This is a genomic window from Streptomyces africanus (assembly GCF_030816955.1).
In the GTDB taxonomy this organism is placed as follows: Bacteria; Actinomycetota; Actinomycetes; order Streptomycetales; family Streptomycetaceae; genus Streptomyces; species Streptomyces africanus.
Genome location: NZ_JAUSYP010000001.1, coordinates 3,098,764 through 3,116,278 on the forward strand (window position 1 = coordinate 3,098,764; position 17,515 = coordinate 3,116,278).

A 17,515-nucleotide genomic window follows, 5' to 3' on the forward strand; every position below is an offset into this window, starting at 1 on the left:
CTCCCCTTCGTCACTCGGGTGTTGCGAGAAGATCCAGTCGCCAGTCCTGGCCGACCAGGTCCTGGCCGAAGGAGCGGTGCGGTTTCTCCGCGACCAGCACGAAGCCGTGGCGCTGGTAGATGCGGCGGGCCGCGGCGAGGATGTCGTTGGTCCACAGGACGACCTCGCGGTAGCCGGCCTCGCGCGCGAAGGCGACGACGGCCCCCACCAGCCGGTCCCCGATGCCCAGGCCGCGCGCGTCCGGCTCGACGAGCAGCAGCCGGAGCCGGGCGGCCCCCGGCACCTCGTCCCGTACGACCATCACGCACCCCACCGGCCGGCCGTCCAGCTCGGCGATCCAGGTCCGCTCCAGATGCGGGTCGTGGTCCTCGGCGTACTCGGCGACGATCCGGGCGACCAGGCCCTCGTACTCGAGGTTGAAGCCGTACTCGGCGGCGTACAGGGCGGCGTTGCGCTGCACGATCCAGCCCAGGTCGCCGGGGACGGGGTCGCGCAGGACGACGTCCTCGGGGCGCGGCGCCCGGCCCTCGCCCAAGAGCGTCCGGACGGTCCGCAGCGCCTCCGCGAGCCGCGGCCGGTCCTCGGAGCGCACGGTGTCCAGCATCGCCCCGACCGTCTCCCGCGCCCGCTCGTCGAGCAGCGCGGCGGCCTCCCGGCCGCGCTCGGTGAGGGTGATACGGCGGCGGCGCGGATCCGTCTTCGACGGTCCGCGCTCGACCAGGCCGTCCTCCTCGAACTTGTTCAGGATGCGGCTCAGGTACCCGGCGTCCAGGTGCAGCTGGGTCCGCAGGTCGGCGGCGTCCGTGCGCGGCGCGTGCGCGAGTTCGTAGAGCACGCGGGACTCGGTGAGGGTGTAGGGCGCGTAGAGGTGACGGCCGTAGTCGAGCGCGCCGATGACGTTCGTGTAGAAGCGGTTGAAGGAGCGGATGTCCTGGACGGTCATGGCCACGACCCCCGATGGTTGACTCAGTCAGAGATTCCCGTCGGGTCGAGCCTAGACGGCCAGGACGCCCGGGACTAGCCCTCCGTGGCCGGCCGGTAGACGCACACCTGGGCGCCGGTCTTGGCGGTGGTCGTCGAGACCAGCTCCATCGGGCGCTTGCCACCGTCGTCGGGAAAGATCGTCTTGCCGCCGCCCAGCAGCACGGGCATCACGATGAGCTGGAGCTCGTCGACCAGGCCCTCGGACAGGAGCGTGCGCACGAGCGTCGGGCTGCCCATCATCGCCAGATCGCCGCCCTCGGCCTCGCGCAGCTCCCGGATGCGGGCGACGGCCTGGTCGCCGGGGATCAGCGCGGTGTTGTTCCAGGTGAGGTCGGCCTCGCCGAGGGTGCTGGAGACGACGTACTTCTTCAGCGAGTTCATCCGGTCGGCGAACGGGTCCCCGGCCCGCTCGGGCCAGGCGCCCGCCATCGTCTGCCACGTCCGCCGCCCGAACAGCAGCGCCTCGGCCCGCCCGAGCCCCGCGTCGAAGGCACCGCCCAGCACCTCCTCGTCGAAGTACGGGTGCGACCACCCCCCGTGCGCGAACCCGCCGTCGGTGTCCTCCTGCGGCCCGCCCGGCGCCTGCACGACGCCGTCCAGGCTGATGAACTCGGTGATCACGATGCGCATGGGACTCTCTCCTGTGTTCTCGCTCGGGCGATGACGGCACTACAGACCTGCGGACGACGCGAAACTCATCGCCGGTGGGGCCGGGGGACCGACGTCCGGGACATGGTGTCCTGGAGGTGACGGCCGCGCACGACGAACGCGCCGATCGGTACGCCGAGTTGATGTCCCCGACCGGCGGCGATCGCGTCCACCGTGTCCACGCTCCGGCGACGGCAGCAGCACCTGCCTCGCCGTCCGCTGCGGAACCGGCGCCCACGCGCCCACCGCCGCCGGCGGCCGGACGCCCGCCGGCGTGCACCTCCCCCGCGCCAGCCGCGCCACGCCTCCCAGTGCTTGCCGTGGCCGTCGCCGGCGCGCAGCACGGACGTGCCCCACCACCCGGCCGTACTTCGCGATACAACCCGCCTGCCGACCCCCGTCAGCTCGCCCGGCGCCCACACGAACCACGCCGATCAGCCACAACCCAGCCCGTCCGGCGCTTGAGGACGAGGCCGTTCAGGCCGAAGCGGGGGCCTGGGGGCGGCAGCCCCCGGAAGGCCCGGGCCTGGACGCCGAGGTCAGGAAACCCGCGGCACCCCGGAGGAACCCCGCACCATCAACTCCCCCCGCACCGACGCGATCCCCCCGGGCGGCGCCTCCTCGCGACCCATCGCGATCCGCCCGGCCCGCGCCCCGGCCTCCGCCAACGGCAACCGCACCGTCGTCAGCGCGGGCACCGCGTCGATGCTGAACGGCAGATCGTCGAACCCGGCCACCGACACGTCCTCCGGAATCCGCAGCCCGGAGTCCCGCAGCGCGGCGCACGCCCCCAGCGCGACGGAGTCGTTCGCGGCGACGACCGCCGTCAGCGACGGGTCGCGCCGCAGCAGTTCCAGTGTCGCCTCGTAGCCGGACCGCCGGTCGTAGCGCCCGTGCACCGTCCACCGGGGGTCCTCCTCGATGCCGTGCGCGGCGAGCGCGGCCCGGTGCCCCTCCAGCCGGTGCCGGGTGGTCGTCCGTTCCTCCGGGCCCGCGATGTAACCGAGCCGCCGGTGCCCGAGCCCGATCAGGTGCTCGGTGAGTTCCTGACCGCCCCCGCGGTTGTCGAAGGTCAGCGCGATCGCCCCGGTCTCCGGCGCCGGCGGCCGCCCGCACAGCACCACCCGCGTCCCGGCGTCCGCGAGCTTGCGCACCTTCGCGTCCATCGCCGCCTGGTGCGCCGCGTCCTCGATCGCCCCGCCGGTCAGCACCACGGCCGCCGCCCGCTGCCGTTGCAACAGCGTGAGATACGTCAGCTCCCGCTCGGGCGAGCCCCCCGTGTTGCAGACCACCGCGAGCCTCTCCCCGCCCGCGCGGCCGCCCGGCCCGCCGATCTCGGCCTGGATCGCGCTCGCCATGATCCCGAAGAACGGGTCGGCGATGTCGTTCACCAGGATCCCGACCAGGTCGGAGGTGGCGGCGGCCAGGGCGCTCGCGGGCCCGTTGAGCACGTAGTCCAGCTCGTCCACGGCCTTCAGCACCCGCTCGCGGGTGGATGCGGCCACGGGGTAGTTCCCGTTCAGCACTCGCGACACCGTCGCGGGCGAGACCTGCGCGCGGGCCGCCACGTCCGCCAGGGTCACCGTCATCTCGTCGTCCTCCGGTCGCGCATCTCGTCGTCCGCCCTCATACACATGCAGAGTCGCCCTCGTACACATACAGACCTGTGGCCTTGGTTCCGACCAACCCATGGCCATGGTTCCGAGCAGACCTTAAGCCCCCAGCCCAGGGTTGTTCGCCCCCTCGAACAACTCGTCCTGGTCACGGTCTTGTCCGGACCGCGGTTCAGAGGCTAGCTTCTTCATGTATAGAAAGCGCTTGCTGTAACGCTCACCAGTCGGGCGTACGCGGCGCGACGACCGCGTACGAAGGGAACGACGTGACACGCAAGACGGTGCGGATCGCCATGAACGGCGTGACCGGGCGCATGGGCTACCGCCAGCACCTGGTCCGCTCCATCCTCGCCCTCCGCGAGCAGGGCGGCCTCGACCTCGGCGACGGCACCGTGCTGTGGCCCGAGCCGATCCTGGTCGGCCGCCGTGAGCACGCGCTCAAGGCGCTGGCCGAGCAGCACGGGCTGGAGCACGTCTCGACCGACCTGGACGCGGTCCTCGCCGACGAGACGGTGGACATCTACTTCGACTCCCAGGTCACCTCCGCCCGCGAGGAGGCACTCAAGAAGGCCATCGCGGCCGGCAAGCACATCTACACGGAGAAGCCCACGGCCACCGGCCTCGACGGCGCCCTGGCCCTGGCCCGCCTGGCGAACGAGGCCGGCATCAAGCACGGCGTCGTCCAGGACAAGCTCTTCCTCCCCGGCCTGCTGAAGCTGAAGCGCCTCATCGACGGCGGCTTCTTCGGCCGGATCCTGTCCGTGCGCGGCGAGTTCGGCTACTGGGTCTTCGAGGGCGACTGGCAGGCCGCGCAGCGCCCGTCCTGGAACTACCGGGCCGAGGACGGCGGCGGCATCGTCGTCGACATGTTCCCGCACTGGGAGTACGTCCTGCACGAACTGTTCGGCCGGGTGAAGTCCGTCCAGGCCATCGCCACCACCCACATCCCGCAGCGCTGGGACGAGAACGGCAAGCCCTACGACGCCACGGCCGACGACGCCGCGTACGGCATCTTCGAGCTGGAGGGCGGCGCGATCGCCCAGATCAACTCCTCCTGGGCCGTGCGCGTCAACCGCGACGAGCTCGTCGAGTTCCAGGTGGACGGCACCGAGGGTTCGGCGGTGGCCGGCCTGCGCAACTGCCGCGTCCAGCACCGCTCGGCCACGCCCAAGCCGGTGTGGAACCCGGACATCCCCGCCACCGAGGTCTTCCGCGACCAGTGGCAGGAGATCCCGGACAACGCCGAGTTCGACAACGGCTTCAAGGCACAGTGGGAGCTGTTCCTCAAGCACGTCTACGCCGACGCCCCGTACCACTGGGACCTGCTGGCCGGCGCCCGTGGCGTCCAGCTCGCCGAGCTGGGCCTGAAGTCCTCGGCCGAGGGCCGCCGTATCGACGTTCCGGAGATCCAGCCGTGACCATCCGACTCCCGGACAGCAACGGGGCGTCGCGGACGTACGAGCCGCGCACCGAACCGCTCCTGGTGACGCCCGGCACGCCCTTCACCTCCCGCACGGTCTACTCCGCGGCGCACGTCGTCGCCGACCCGTACGCGGACGTGTCGCCCGACTCGCCCGCCGCCGTCGACTGGGACGCCACCCTGGCCTTCCGCCGGCACCTGTGGTCGCACGGGCTGGGCGTCGCCGAGGCGATGGACACCGCCCAGCGCGGCATGGGCCTGGACTGGGCGGGCGCTGCGGAGCTGATCCGCCGGTCGGCCGCGGAGGCGAAGTCGGTCGGCGGCCTGATCGCCTGCGGCGTGGGCACGGACCAGCTCTCGGCCACCGAGATCGGCTACCCGTACAGCCTGGCGGAGATCCGCGCCGCCTACGAGGAGCAGCTCGCGGTCGTCGAGGAGTCGGGCGCGCGGGCGATCCTGATGGCCTCCCGGGCCCTGGCGGCGGTCGCCAAGGGGCCGGAGGACTATCTGGAGGTCTACGGCCACCTGCTGCGCCAGGCGTCCGAGCCGGTGGTCCTGCACTGGCTCGGCCCGATGTTCGACCCGGCGTTGGAGGGCTACTGGGGCGCGACGGACCTGGACGCCGCCACCCGCACCTTCCTGGACGTCATCGCCGCCCACCCGGACAAGGTCGACGGCATCAAGGTCTCGCTGCTGGACGCGCAGCGCGAGATCGACATCCGCCGCCGCCTGCCACAGGGCGTGCGCTGCTACACGGGCGACGACTTCAACTACCCCGAACTGATCGCCGGCGACGAACAGGGCTTCAGCCACGCCCTGCTGGGCATCTTCGACCCGCTGGGCCCGCTGGCCGCGGAGGCGGTCCGGGTGCTCGACACGGGGAACACGCAGGGCTTCCGCGACCTGCTGGACCCCACGGTCGGACTCTCCCGGCACCTCTTCCAGACCCCGACCCGCTTCTACAAGACGGGCGTGGTGTTCCTGGCCTGGCTCGCCGGCCACCAGTCCCACTTCACGATGGTCGGCGGCCTCCAGTCGGCCCGTTCGCTGCCGCACCTCGCGAAGGCGTACGAACTCGCCGACGGTCTGGGCCTGTTCCCCGACCCGAAGCTGGCGGAGGAACGGATGAAGAACCTGCTGAGCGTGTACGGGGTGGACCAGTGAGCGCCGCGGAGCTGGAGCGCTTCTCCATCAACCAGATGACGGTCAAGCAGCTGTCGATCCCGGAACTGGTCGCATCCTGCGGCGAGTTGGGCATCACCAACGTGGGATTGTGGCGCGAGCCGGTCCAGACGTACGGGCTGGAGGCCACGGCGAAGCTGGTCCGGGACGCGGGCCTGACGGTGACAACGTTGTGCCGGGGCGGCTTCTTCACGGCGATCGACCCGCAGGAGCGCGCTCAGGCCCTGGCCGACAACCGCCGGGCGATCGACGAGGCGGCGACGCTGGGCACCGACACGCTGGTCCTGGTCTCGGGCGGACTCCCGGCGGGCTCGAAGGACCTGCACGGGGCCCGCGAACGCATCGCGGACGCCCTGTCGGAACTGGGCCCCTACGCGGAGCGGCACGGCGTCCGCCTGGCCATCGAGCCGCTGCACCCGATGTACGCCTCCGACCGCTGCGTGGTGTCGACGCTGGCCCAGGCCCTGGACCTGGCCGAACGCTTCCCGGCGCACCAGGTCGGGGTCACGGTCGACACGTACCACATCTGGTGGGACGACACCGCTCCCGCGCAGATCGCCCGGGCGGGTGCGGGCGGCCGGATCCACACCTTCCAGCTCGCCGACTGGACGACTCCGCTGCCGGAGGGCGTGCTGACCGGCCGCGGCCAGATCGGCGACGGCTCGATCGACATGCGGGAGTGGCAGCGGTACGTGGAGGCCGCGGGCTACACCGGTGCCATCGAGGTGGAGCTGTTCAACGACGGGCTGTGGGCGAGGGACGGCCGGGAGGTGCTGGCCGAGACGGCGGCGCGGTTCGTCGAGCACACCCTGTGAGTCGAGCACACCTGTGATCCGTCACGGTCGTAGGCCACGCCCCCGTCGGCCTACGACCGTGCGAGGAACCCGTTGACCCGTTCCTCCAGCCGCTTACGGCACCGCGGCCATTCCGGTGCCGTCACCGAGAAGATCGCGGAGTCGCGCAGCCGGCCCTCCTCACCGGGAGCCCATGACCGGGACCAGTTCCGCAGCACGCCCTCGAAGCGGGCTCCCACGCTCTCGATGGCCGCGCGGGAACGGCTGTTGCGGGCATCGGTCTTCAGGTCCACGCGCGAGACGCCCCACTCCTCGAAGGCGTACCGGAAGAGGAGGAGCTTCGCCTCGGCGTTCACGCCCGTGCCCTGGGCCGAACGGGCGAGCCAGGTGAAGCCCACCTCGACGGCGTCGAGTCGGTCGTCCGAGAGCCAGGAGCGTGGTTCCCAGTACGCCGTGGCGCCGACGGCCCGTCCCGTGGCCGTCGAGATCTGCGCGTAGGGTGCGAGCCGCCCGGTCGCCGCGCGGGCGAGCTGCGCGTCGATGTAGGCGCCCACCTCGTCGGCACCCGGTACCCAGGTGAACGCGTAGGTCTCCCGGTCCTCCGTCGCCGCCCTCGCCAAGTCGGCGGCGTGCCGATGGCCCAAGGGCTCCAGACGGACCAGGGCACCCTCCAGGACGGGTCCTTCCAGTGCGAAGCTCACGCAGGGAAGTGTTCCTCAGACAGCCCGGGCCGTCGAACGAAATACCCGGTACGGCGGGCAGCGGATGGCCGGAATCGGTGGCTCATCCGCCCCGTTGAGCTCCTGGTTCACCCCGCGTACCGACTTCAGGAAATCCGGCCCGGGCCGGGAACCCCGCCCGGACTCGCGTCGTCCAATCGCAGGCCGCCGGAGAGTCACCACGGTGCGGTGTCGGCCCTCGCTGCTGGCTGCGATCGCTGACCACCCTCTCCGCCGTACCGCGGCCGGCGGCACCGCCGCCATCGGCGCGTCCCCCTCCAACCGCGCCGGTGGCGGCCCCCGCACGGTTACTGCGCGCTCCCTTGACTGGCAGAAACTTCCCGGTTAGTGGTGACCCGTTGGAAGTTTCCTTCAGCGGATCCCAGCGGATCACCTCCGGAAGGAGCGCACGTGCACGACACCGGCACGGGAAGCACGGGAAGCACGGGAAACACCGCACAGCCCTCCAGACGCACCGTCCTCGCCGCCACGGCCGGCGCCGCCACCGCCCTCGCGGCCGCCGGCCCTTCGCACGCCGCCGGCGCCCCCGACGACAGGCGACTGCGCGCCCTCGTCTCGCGCATGACGCTGGAGGAGAAGGTCGGCCAGCTCTTCGTGATGCGGGTGTACGGCCACTCCGCCGCCGCGCCCGACCAGGCCGACATCGACGCCAACCTCGAGGAGATCGGGGTCCGTACGGCCGCCGAACTCGTCGTGAAGTACCGGGTCGGCGGCATCATCTACTTCGCCTGGGCGCACAACACCCGTGAGCCGCACCAGATCGCGGCTCTGTCCGACGGCATCCAGCGGGCCTCCCTGGAACTGCCGCGCGGGCTGCCCGTGCTCATTTCCACCGACCAGGAGCACGGGATCGTCGCCCGGGTGGGCAGGCCCGCGACGCTGTTCCCGGGCGCCATGGCCGTCGGCGCGGGCGGATCGCGGTCCGACGCCCGCAGCCTCGGGCGGATCGCCGGGCGTGAGCTGCGGGCGATGGGCATCCGGCAGGACTACTCCCCCGTGGCCGACGTGAACGTCAACCCGGCCAACCCGGTCATCGGCGTACGGTCCTTCGGCGCCGACCCGAAGGCGGTGGCCGCGCTGGTGGCCGCCGAGGTCGCCGGATACCAGGGGTCCGGGGTGGCGGCGACCGCCAAGCACTTCCCCGGGCACGGGGACACCAACGTCGACAGCCACACCGGCTTCCCGACCATCACGCACAGCCGGGAGCTGTGGGAGAAGCTGGACGCACCGCCGTTCCGGGCGGCGATCGCCGCGGGCATCGACTCGATCATGACCGCGCATCTGATGGTCCCGGCCCTCGACGACTCCGGCGACCCGGCCACCCTCTCCCGCCCGATCCTCACCGGCATCCTCCGCGAACGGCTCGGCTACGACGGGGTCGTGGTCACGGACTCCCTCGGCATGGAGGGCGTGCGGACCAAGTACGGCGACGACCGGGTACCGGTGCTCGCGCTGAAGGCGGGCGTGGACCAGCTCCTCAACCCGCCGGACCTGGACCTCGCCTGGCACGCGGTCCTCGCGGCCGTACGCAGCGGCGAGCTGACCGAAGCGCGGCTCGACGAATCGGTCCTGCGGATCCTGCGGCTGAAGACGAAGCTGGGGCTGTTCCGCGCGCCGTACGTCGGCCAGGACGGTGTCGACCGCGCCGTCGGCACCCGGGCGCACCTGGCGGCGGCCGACCGGATCGCCGAGCGGACGACCACCCTGCTCGTCAACGAGGGACGGCTGCTGCCGCTGTCCCGGCGCAGGTACCCCAAGGTGCTGGTGGTCGGGGCCGATCCGGCCTCGCCGTCCGGGACGACCGGGCCGCCGACCGGCGTGCTCGCCGCCGCGCTGACCGGGCTCGGCTTCACCGCCACCGCCCTGTCGACCGGGACGGCCCCGTCCGCGGCGACCGTCGCCCGGGCGGTCGCGGCGGCGCGGGACGCGGACGCGGTGGTGGCGGCGACGTACAACGTCACGGCGAGCAGCGGTCAGAAGACGCTGGTCGAGCAACTCGTGGCGACGGGGAAGCCGGTCGTGGCGGTCGCGATCCGCAATCCGTACGACGTGGCCCAGCTGCCCTCCGTCCCGGCGTGCCTCGCGGCGTACTCCTGGACCGACGTCGAACTGCGGGCCGCCGCACGGGTGATCGCGGGACGGGTGGCCCCCCGCGGGAAACTCCCCGTGCCGGTGCAGCGGGCGGATGATCCGGAGCAGGTGCTGTACCCGATCGGGTACGGGCTGACGTACTAGACGTACGCCACGGACCGGGCGCACCACCCCCAACGTGCGCAAACCCTCCCAGGTGCCTGGCGTGCGCCCCACCGCGGCAGCCACGCTGGGTCAGGGCTCTTCTGGGGGACGGCGATGCACGTGAGAAGTTCGGCGGGGGTGGTGCGGGGGCTGCTGGTGCTGGTCGGTGTGGTGCTGACCGGGTGTCAGAGTCCCTCGGCGGGCGTCGCGGAGGACGGCCGGCTGGGCGGGCCGGCGTCGGGGCCGGCCGCCGCCGGGTCGCCGCCGGTGACCCGGCCGTCCGGGTACGGCGCGGTGTTCCTCGCGGTCGACGAGTGCAGTTCGTTCGGCACGACGAGCTTCACCGAGGTGCCGTGCGCCGGTGAGCGGGCGGCGGCCCGGGTCGTGGCCCGGCACGACGGCACGGTCCGCGACGGGCCGCGCTGCCCGGCGACCACGGACTTCGTGCTGCACATCAGCGAGCAGCGGCCCGCCTCCGACGAGGACGGCGACGGGGCGGTGCCGCAGGGCTACGCCTGTATGCGCAACCTCCAGCCGCCGCACCCGGGCGACCCGGGCGGCGGGGGCGGGCCGCGCACCATCGTCGGCGACTGTGTCTACGGCTCGGGCGACGGGCAGGTCCGCGAGACCTCGTGCGACGGGAAGGGCGGGCAGGAGCCGGAGTACGAGGTGACCGAGGCGGTCGCCCGGCGCGCCGACTGCCCCGTCTCGACCGGCCTGTACGTCCGGCTGGGCGGCGACCGGCCCGTGGGGTGCGCCCGGCCGCTGTGAGCGGCCGGGCGCGGCAACACGGAAGAACCACCGGCCTTACGGCCGCAGCGTCATCTCCCGCTGCGTCTCCCGCTTGTCCAGCTTGGCGTCGAACTTCGCCAGCGGCTTCGCCGCCTGCGGGTCCGCCTGCACCGCGCTGGAGGCGACGCCGGCCCAGTCGAGGATGCGGGCGGTGGCGAGGGTCTTCTGCTCGGGCACGAGGCCCGCGACGTTGGCGCCGTGGTTCATGCCGGGGGCGGTCATGACGTAGGAGTCCTTCGCCCCCTTGCCGAGGTGGAACGGCTCGGCGCCCCAGGGGTCGTTCTGGCCGTAGACGAAGAGCATCCGGCGGGCGTTGTGCCGGACCCAGGTGTCGACGTCCCGCATCGCCTGCGGCTGGAACTTCATGGGGATGTCACGCGGGACGAAGTTCCGCGGCGGCTGGTAGCCGTAGCGGATGTACTTCTTCTCGATGTGCGGGAAGTGGATCGTCGGCGCGCCGAGCTGTGTGCCGGCCTGGTAGTAGTACGGCGTGTAGGTCGTGAGGCCCTGGTCGGCGTAGGCGGAGAAGCCGGAGATCGTGTCGACGGAGGTCCAGATCTCGTCGTCGGTGGCGTTCTTCGCGTCGGCCGGGATCTGGTCGCAGTCCTTCAGCAGGCTGTACTGCCAGAAGCCCCACACGTAGTCGAGGACGGTCGCCTCGTAGGCCTTGTCCAGGCTGCCGATGGTCTCGAAGGTGAGGTCGTTCTCCTTCGCGTAGGCCGCGTACTTCTTCTCCAGCGGCTCGCGGCGCACCAGCGCCTCGCGCTGCACGGCGTTCAGCCGGTCGCGGCACTCCTTGCTGCCGACGCGCGCGAAGAAGCGGTCGTAGGCGGAGTCCTCCTTGTTCACCACGTCGTTGGGGGCGACGTAGGCGACCACGCCGTCCATGTCACGCGGGTAGAAGCGCTCGTAGTAGGTGGCGGTCATGCCGCCCTTCGAGCCGCCCGTGGAGATCCACTTCTTGCCGTAGATGCCCTTCAGCGCCCTGAAGACGCGGTGCTGGTCGCCGGCCGCCTGCCAGATGTCCAGCTTGGACCAGTTGGCCGGGTCGGGGCGGGACGGGGTGAAGAAGCGGTACTCCAGGGAGACCTGGTTGCCGTCGACGATCTGGGCCGGTTCGCTGCGGCGGGGCGTCGTGGAGACGTTGTAGCCGCTGGTGAAGAAGACCGTCGGGCGGGAGACGTCCTTGTGCAGCACGGTGATGCGCTGCTGGAACGTGCCCTGCGACGGCCTGCGGTGGTCGACCGGCTGGGTGTAGTTCAGGACGAAGAAGCGGTAGCCGGTGTACGGCTTCTCCTCGACCAGGCTCATGCCCGGTATGGAGAGCAGCCTCTCCTTGATGTCAGTGCTGCCGGTGGCCTCCGGCTCGGCGGCGGTGGCCGCTGAGGCCGTGCTCAACGTGCCTATGAGCACCGTGAGCGCCAGCAGCCATCTGAGCGCCTTGCGCATGCGCACTCCCCTGTGAGACGGATGTGCGCCGGAAGCTAGCGGACCAACTCCCCTCAGCACCAGGGGACATGGGGATAACCCTCTATGCGCCGGGCGTCAGCACAGGATCCAGCCGGAGCTGACCGAGCCCTGCCCCACTCTGCCCTTCAGCCATACGCAGCGGCGCCCGGCGTGCACCATCACCGGACCGGCGTGGTAGGCGAACCGGCCCTCGTCGACGACCGGGCGGCTGCCGCGCGCCTGCACGCTCACCGACATCCGCTGCTTCACGCCGGGCTTCTTGGTGACGGTCACGGCGCAGACGTAGCCGCCGCGCTTGTAGACGAGCACGGTTCCGGTGGAGAAGGGCAGCGTGCGGACCTTGCGGCCGGGACAGGAGGCGGAGGCGGCCTGCGCCTCGCCCGGCGCCGCGACGGCCAGCAGGCCGGAGGCGGTCAGCACGGCCAAGCCGAGCGCGAGCCGCCGGCGTATCGCTCCACTGTCCACTGTCGTCCTCCCGTACCGCGTCGTGCGCGACCATCGGCGTACAGGTGTACGGACGCATGACGTATGTCGCACGGTTGCGCGAGCGTGACGAAAACGCCGGTCGCGGGCGTCACCGGGACGCGCCGACCGGCTCCTCCGGCTCCGCCGCGCCGATGAACGTCCGCCACAGCTCGGCGTACCGCCCGCCGCGCGCGAGCAGCTCCTCGTGCGTGCCGTCCTCGGCGACCCGGCCGTGGTCCATGACGACGACCCGGTCGGCGCGGGCGGCGGTGGTGAGGCGGTGGGCCACGACGAGGGTGGTGCGGCGGCCGGCCAGGCGGTCGGTGGCCTGGTTGACCTGCGCCTCCGTGGCCAGGTCCAGGGCGGCCGTCGCCTCGTCGAGCAGCAGGACGTCCGGGTCGACCAGCTCGGCGCGGGCCAGGGCGATCAGCTGGCGCTGTCCGGCGGAGAGGTTGCGGCCGCGCTCGGCGACCTCGTGGAGGTAGCCGCCCTCCAGCGTGGCGATCATCTCGTGCGCGCCGACCGCGCGGGCCGCCGCCTCGACCTCGGCGTCCGTGGCGTCGGGGCGGCCGTAGGCGATGGCGTCGCGGACGGTGCCCTGGAAGAGGTACGCCTCCTGCGGGACGACCCCCAGACGGTGCCGGTACGAGGTGAGGTCCAGGGCGCGCAGGTCGGTGCCGTCGACGGTGACCCGGCCGCCGGTGGGGTCGTAGAAGCGGGCCACGAGCTTGACCAGGGTCGACTTGCCCGCGCCGGTCTCGCCGACGAACGCGACGGTCTGCCCGGCGGGGATGCGCAGGTCGACGCCGCCGAGAGCCTCTTCGTCGTCGCCGTAGGCGAAGTGCACGTCCTCGAAGGCGATCTCGCCGCGCAGGGACAGCACTTCGCGGGGTTCGTCGGCGGACTTCGTCGACGTCGGCTCCTGGAGCAGCTCCTGGATACGGCCCAGCGAGACGGACGCCTGCTGGTAGCCGTCGAAGACCTGGGAGAGCTGCTGCACGGGCGCGAAGAACAGGTCGATGTAGAGCAGGTACGCCACCAGCGAGCCGATCGCCAGGGTCCCGTCGTCGACCCGCGCCCCGCCGACGATCAGCACGGCCGCCGCCGCCACCGAGGACAGGAACTGCACGAAGGGGAAGTACACGGAGATCAGCCACTGGCCCCGGATGCGCGCCTGGCGGTAGCTGTCGCTGTGCCCGGCGAACCGCCGCCCGCCGTCCCGCTCGCGCCGGAAGGCCTGCACGATCCGCAGCCCGGACACCGACTCCTGGAGGTCGGCGTTGACCACCGACACGCGCTCACGGGCCAGTTCGTACGCCTTCACGCTCGCCCGGCGGAAGAAGAACGTGGCGATGATCAGCGGCGGCAGTGTCGCGAAGACGACCAGCGCCAGCTCCACGTCGAGCACCAGCAGGGCGACCATGATGCCGAAGAAGGTGACGACCGAGACGAAGGCGGTGACCAGGCCCGTCTGGAGGAACGTCGACAGCGCGTCGACGTCGGTCGTCATCCGGGTCATGATCCGGCCGGTCAGCTCCCGCTCGTAGTAGTCGAGCCCGAGGCGCTGGAGCTGGGCGAAGATCTTCAGCCGCAGCGAGTACAGGACGCGTTCGCCGGTGCGTCCGGTCATGCGGGTCTCGCCGACCTGGGCCGCCCACTGCACGGCCACCGTCAGCAGCGCGAGCAGCGACGCCGCCCACACGGCCCCGAGCGCGGCCTGGGTGACGCCCGAGTCGATGCCGTGCCGGACCATGATCGGCAGCAGCAGGCCCATGCCCGCGTCGACGGCGACCAGACCGAGGCTGACCAGCAGCGGCAGTCCGAAGCCGCGCAGCAGGCGGCGCAGGCCGTACGACTGCTCCGGCTGGACGGCCCGCGACTCGTCGACGTCGGGCACGTCGGTGGCCGGGGGCAGCGCCTCGACCTGGGCGAGCAGCTCGGGCGTGGCCGGGCTCTCGGCGAGGGCGGTGTCCTTGCGTTCGCGGTCGCCGCTCCACAGCCGTGGGGTGACCCCGTGCTCGGCGTCGAACTCGGCGTCCAGCTCGTCCCGGACGGAGGTGTCCTCCTGGGGGCAGGCCGGCTGGGTGTGGCCCGGGGAGACCGCGCCCAGCTCGTCGGGGTCGGTGAGCAGGCGCCGGTAGAGGGCGGAGCGCTCCTGGAGTTCCTCGTGGGTGCCGATGTCGGCGAGCCGGCCGCCGTCCAGGACGGCGATGCGGTCGGCGAGGTTCAGGGTGGAGCGGCGGTGGGCGATCAGCAGGGTGGTGCGGCCCCGCATGACCTCCTTCAGGGCCTCGTGGATCTCGTGCTCGACCCGGGCGTCCACGGCGGAGGTGGCGTCGTCCAGGACCAGCAGGCGCGGGTCGCTGAGGATGGCGCGGGCGAGGGCGACGCGCTGGCGCTGGCCGCCGGACAGGGTCAGGCCGTGCTCGCCGACGGTCGTGTCGTAGCCGTCGGGCAGCTCGCTGATGAACCGGTCGGCCTGGGCGGCGCGGGCGGCCTGCTCGATCTCCTCCTGGGTGGCGTCCGGGCGGCCGTAGGCGATGTTGTTCCGGACCGTGTCGGAGAAGAGGAAGGAGTCCTCCGGGACCAGCCCGATCGCGGCCCGCAGCGACTCAAGGGTCAGTTCGCGCACGTCGTGGCCGCCGACCAGGACGGCACCGCGGGTGACGTCGTAGAAGCGCGGCAGCAGCAGGGAGACCGTGGACTTGCCGGAGCCGGAGGAGCCGACGACGGCGAGGGTCTCGCCGGGGCGGATCTCGAAGGAGAGCCCGTCGAGGACGGGGCGGTCGGTGTCGTAGCCGAAGGAGACGTCGTCGAACTCGACGGTCGCGGGGGCGTCGGCGGGCAGGTCCTTGCGGCCGTCCTCCAGGGACGGCTCGGTGTCGATCAGCTCCAGGACACGTTCGGTGCCCGCGCGGGCCTGCTGGCCGACGGTGAGCACCACGGCGAGCATGCGGACCGGGCCGACGAGCTGGGCGAGGTACGTGGAGAAGGCGACGAACGTGCCGAGCGTGATGTGGCCGCGCACCGCGAGCCAGCCGCCGAGCGCCAGCATCGCGACCTGGCCGAGGGCGGGGACGGCCTGGAGGGCCGGGGTGTAGACGGAGTTCAGGCGGATGGTGCGCAGCCGTCCGGCGAAGAGCCTGCGGCTGACGTCCCTGAGCTTCCCGGTCTCCTGCTCCTCCTGCCCGAAGCCCTTCACCACGCGGACCCCGCTGACGGCACCGTCGACCACGCCGGCGACGGCGGCGGCCTGCGCCTGGGCGTACCAGGTGGAGGGGTGCAGCCGGGTGCGGCTGCGTTTGGCGATCCACCACAGGGCGGGGGCGATGGCCAGGGCGACGAGGGTGAGCGGCAGCGACAGCGACGCCATGATCCCCAGGGAGATCAGGAACAGCAGGACGTTCCCGATGGTCATCGGGAGCATGAACAGCAGGCCCTGGATCAGCTGGAGGTCGCTGGTGGCCCGGCCGACGACCTGGCCGGTGGACAGTTCGTCCTGGCGGCGGCCGTCGAGCCGGGTGATCGTGCCGTACATCGCCGTCCGCAGGTCGTGCTGGACGTCGAGGGCGAGGCGGCCGCCGTAGTAGCGGCGGATGTAGGTGAGGACGTAGACGACCAGTGCGGCGGCGATGAGCAGGCCGGCCCAGGTCGTCATGGAGCGGGTGTGGTCGCTGATGACGTCGTCGATGATCACCTTGGTGATCAGCGGGACGAGGGCCATGACCGCCATGCCGGCCAGGGAGGAGCCGAGGGCGAGTACGACATCCTTCGGGTGGCGCCATGCGTAGGCCCACAGTCGTCGTGCCCATCCCCGTTGCGGTGTCACTCGGGTGCCCTCCGATCGTCCTTCTCTGCCGGAAGGCACCAACACCGTGGGAGTCTGTTTTCATCCCGCGGCGTGACGAGCGTTACCCCGCCCCCACCCTGGACGGTCGTTGATACTCGCCGGTATCTTTGTCTGAGCAAGCGCTTAGACATACCGAGGGCCCTGGAGGTGGCGGCGTGCGCCGTACGGTGTTCAACGAGGATCACGAGGCGTTCCGGGAGACCATCCGCGCCTTCATCGAGGCCGAGGTCGTACCGGTGTACGACGAGTGGTTCGCGGCGGGCCAGGCGCCCCGCGACTTCTACTACAAGCTCGGTGAGCTGGGCATCTTCGGGATCAACGTCCCCGAGGAGTTCGGCGGCGCGGGCCTGGAGAGCCACAAGTTCGAGGCCGTGCTCTACGAGGAGACCGCCCGCGCGGGCGTCCAGTTCGGCGGCTCCGGCGTGCACGTGCTGCTCGCCCTGCCCTACATCAAGATGCTCGCCACCGACGAGCAGAAGAAGCGCTACCTGCCGAAGTTCGTCACCGGCGAGGAGATGTGGGCCATCGCGATGACGGAGCCGGGCACCGGTTCCGACCTCGCGGGCATGAAGTCCACCGCCAAGCTGAGCGAGGACGGCACGCACTACGTCCTCAACGGCGCCAAGACCTTCATCACCGGCGGTGTGCACGCCGACCGTGTGATCGTCTGCGCCCGGACCGCCGCCCCGACCGCCGAGGACCGCCGCCACGGCATCTCCCTCTTCGCCGTCGACACCAAGTCCGAGGGCTACTCGGTCGGCCGCAAGCTCGACAAGCTCGGCCTGAAGACCTCCGACACCGCCGAGCTGGCGTTCGTCGACGTCAAGGTGCCCGTCGAGGACCTCCTCGGCGAGGAGAACAAGGGCTTCTACTACCTCGGCCACAACCTGGCCTCCGAGCGCTGGGGCATCGCCTTCGGCGCCTACGCCCAGGCCAAGGCCGCCGTGCGGTTCGCCAAGCAGTACGTGCAGGAGCGCACGGTCTTCGGCAAGCCCGTCGCCCACTTCCAGAACACCAAGTTCGAGCTGGCCGCCTGCCAGGCCGAGGTGGACGCCGCCGAGGCCGTCGCCGACCGCGCGACCGAGGCCCTCGACGCCGGTGAGCTCACGCCCGCCGAGGCCGCCTCCGCGAAGCTGTTCTGCACCGAGGTCGCCCACCGCGTCATCGACCGCTGCCTCCAGCTGCACGGCGGCTACGGCTACATGAACGAGTACCCGATCGCCCGCCTGTACGCGGACAACCGTGTCAACCGCATCTACGGCGGCACCAGCGAGATCATGAAGTCGATCATCGCGAAGGACATGGGCCTGTAAGCCGACCGC

The 17,515-nt window shown here is 71.7% G+C and carries 13 protein-coding genes; 6 read left to right on the top strand and 7 right to left on the bottom strand.

Annotated features, from left to right (window positions below; translation table 11 throughout):
• Nucleotides 1–10: 10 nt before the first annotated feature.
• The 3 genes from QF034_RS14270 to QF034_RS14280 form a co-directional block, all read right to left on the bottom strand.
• A complete protein-coding gene (locus QF034_RS14270; protein WP_307179878.1) occupies nucleotides 11–943 on the bottom strand; it encodes a bifunctional helix-turn-helix transcriptional regulator/GNAT family N-acetyltransferase in 933 nt (310 codons plus the stop codon).
• 74 nt (nucleotides 944–1,017) lie between these two features.
• Nucleotides 1,018–1,614 (bottom strand): dihydrofolate reductase family protein, encoded by a 597-nt coding sequence (locus QF034_RS14275; RefSeq protein WP_307175312.1) that lies wholly within the window; start codon nucleotides 1,612–1,614, stop codon nucleotides 1,018–1,020.
• A 557-nt stretch (nucleotides 1,615–2,171) separates the two neighbouring features.
• Complete coding sequence (locus QF034_RS14280; RefSeq protein ID WP_307175313.1) at nucleotides 2,172–3,221, bottom strand: LacI family DNA-binding transcriptional regulator; 1,050 nt, start codon at nucleotides 3,219–3,221, stop codon at nucleotides 2,172–2,174.
• A 290-nt stretch (nucleotides 3,222–3,511) separates the two neighbouring features.
• On the opposite strand from QF034_RS14280, the gene QF034_RS14285 reads away from it, so the two are divergent.
• The 3 genes from QF034_RS14285 to QF034_RS14295 are packed head-to-tail and all read left to right on the top strand — an operon-like array spanning nucleotide 3,512 to nucleotide 6,662.
• The gene (locus QF034_RS14285; protein ID WP_020276741.1) at nucleotides 3,512–4,663 is read left to right on the top strand and encodes a Gfo/Idh/MocA family protein; all 1,152 of its coding nucleotides are present in this window, start codon (nucleotides 3,512–3,514) and stop codon (nucleotides 4,661–4,663) included.
• Complete coding sequence (locus tag QF034_RS14290; RefSeq protein WP_307175314.1) at nucleotides 4,660–5,829, top strand: dihydrodipicolinate synthase family protein; 1,170 nt, start codon at nucleotides 4,660–4,662, stop codon at nucleotides 5,827–5,829. The genes QF034_RS14285 and QF034_RS14290 overlap by 4 nt, the downstream gene beginning before the upstream one ends.
• A complete protein-coding gene (locus tag QF034_RS14295) occupies nucleotides 5,826–6,662 on the top strand; it encodes a sugar phosphate isomerase/epimerase family protein (protein WP_307175315.1) in 837 nt (278 codons plus the stop codon). Before QF034_RS14290 ends, QF034_RS14295 begins: the two co-directional genes overlap by 4 nt.
• Before the next feature lie 50 nt (nucleotides 6,663–6,712).
• On the opposite strand, the gene QF034_RS14300 is transcribed toward QF034_RS14295, so the two are convergent.
• Complete coding sequence (locus tag QF034_RS14300; protein WP_307175316.1) at nucleotides 6,713–7,342, bottom strand: GNAT family N-acetyltransferase; 630 nt, start codon at nucleotides 7,340–7,342, stop codon at nucleotides 6,713–6,715.
• Nucleotides 7,343–7,771: 429 nt separating this feature from the next.
• Here QF034_RS14300 and QF034_RS14305 point away from each other — a divergent pair, with 429 nt between their 5' ends.
• Together QF034_RS14305 and QF034_RS14310 are read left to right on the top strand one after the other, a co-directional pair.
• A complete protein-coding gene (locus QF034_RS14305; protein ID WP_307175318.1) occupies nucleotides 7,772–9,616 on the top strand; it encodes a glycoside hydrolase family 3 protein in 1,845 nt (614 codons plus the stop codon).
• 114 nt (nucleotides 9,617–9,730) lie between these two features.
• The gene (locus QF034_RS14310; protein ID WP_307175319.1) at nucleotides 9,731–10,387 is read left to right on the top strand and encodes a hypothetical protein; all 657 of its coding nucleotides are present in this window, start codon (nucleotides 9,731–9,733) and stop codon (nucleotides 10,385–10,387) included.
• Between the two features lie 36 nt (nucleotides 10,388–10,423).
• On the opposite strand, the gene QF034_RS14315 is transcribed toward QF034_RS14310, so the two are convergent.
• The 3 genes from QF034_RS14315 to QF034_RS14325 form a co-directional block, all read right to left on the bottom strand.
• On the bottom strand, nucleotides 10,424–11,857 hold the full coding sequence (locus QF034_RS14315) for a S28 family serine protease (RefSeq protein ID WP_307175320.1): 1,434 nt from the start codon (nucleotides 11,855–11,857) through the stop codon (nucleotides 10,424–10,426).
• A 96-nt stretch (nucleotides 11,858–11,953) separates the two neighbouring features.
• Nucleotides 11,954–12,343 carry a hypothetical protein gene (locus QF034_RS14320; protein WP_307175321.1) on the bottom strand — a complete coding sequence of 130 codons (390 nt, stop codon included), beginning with the start codon at nucleotides 12,341–12,343 and terminating at the stop codon, nucleotides 11,954–11,956.
• A gap of 109 nt (nucleotides 12,344–12,452) precedes the next feature.
• Nucleotides 12,453–16,172, bottom strand: coding sequence for an ABC transporter ATP-binding protein (locus QF034_RS14325; RefSeq protein WP_307175323.1), 3,720 nt, complete (start codon nucleotides 16,170–16,172; stop codon nucleotides 12,453–12,455).
• A 176-nt stretch (nucleotides 16,173–16,348) separates the two neighbouring features.
• Here QF034_RS14325 and QF034_RS14330 point away from each other — a divergent pair, with 176 nt between their 5' ends.
• Nucleotides 16,349–17,506, top strand: a complete 1,158-nt coding sequence (locus QF034_RS14330; RefSeq protein ID WP_086565197.1) for an acyl-CoA dehydrogenase family protein — start codon at nucleotides 16,349–16,351, stop codon at nucleotides 17,504–17,506.
• The last annotated feature ends 9 nt before the right edge of the window (nucleotides 17,507–17,515 follow it).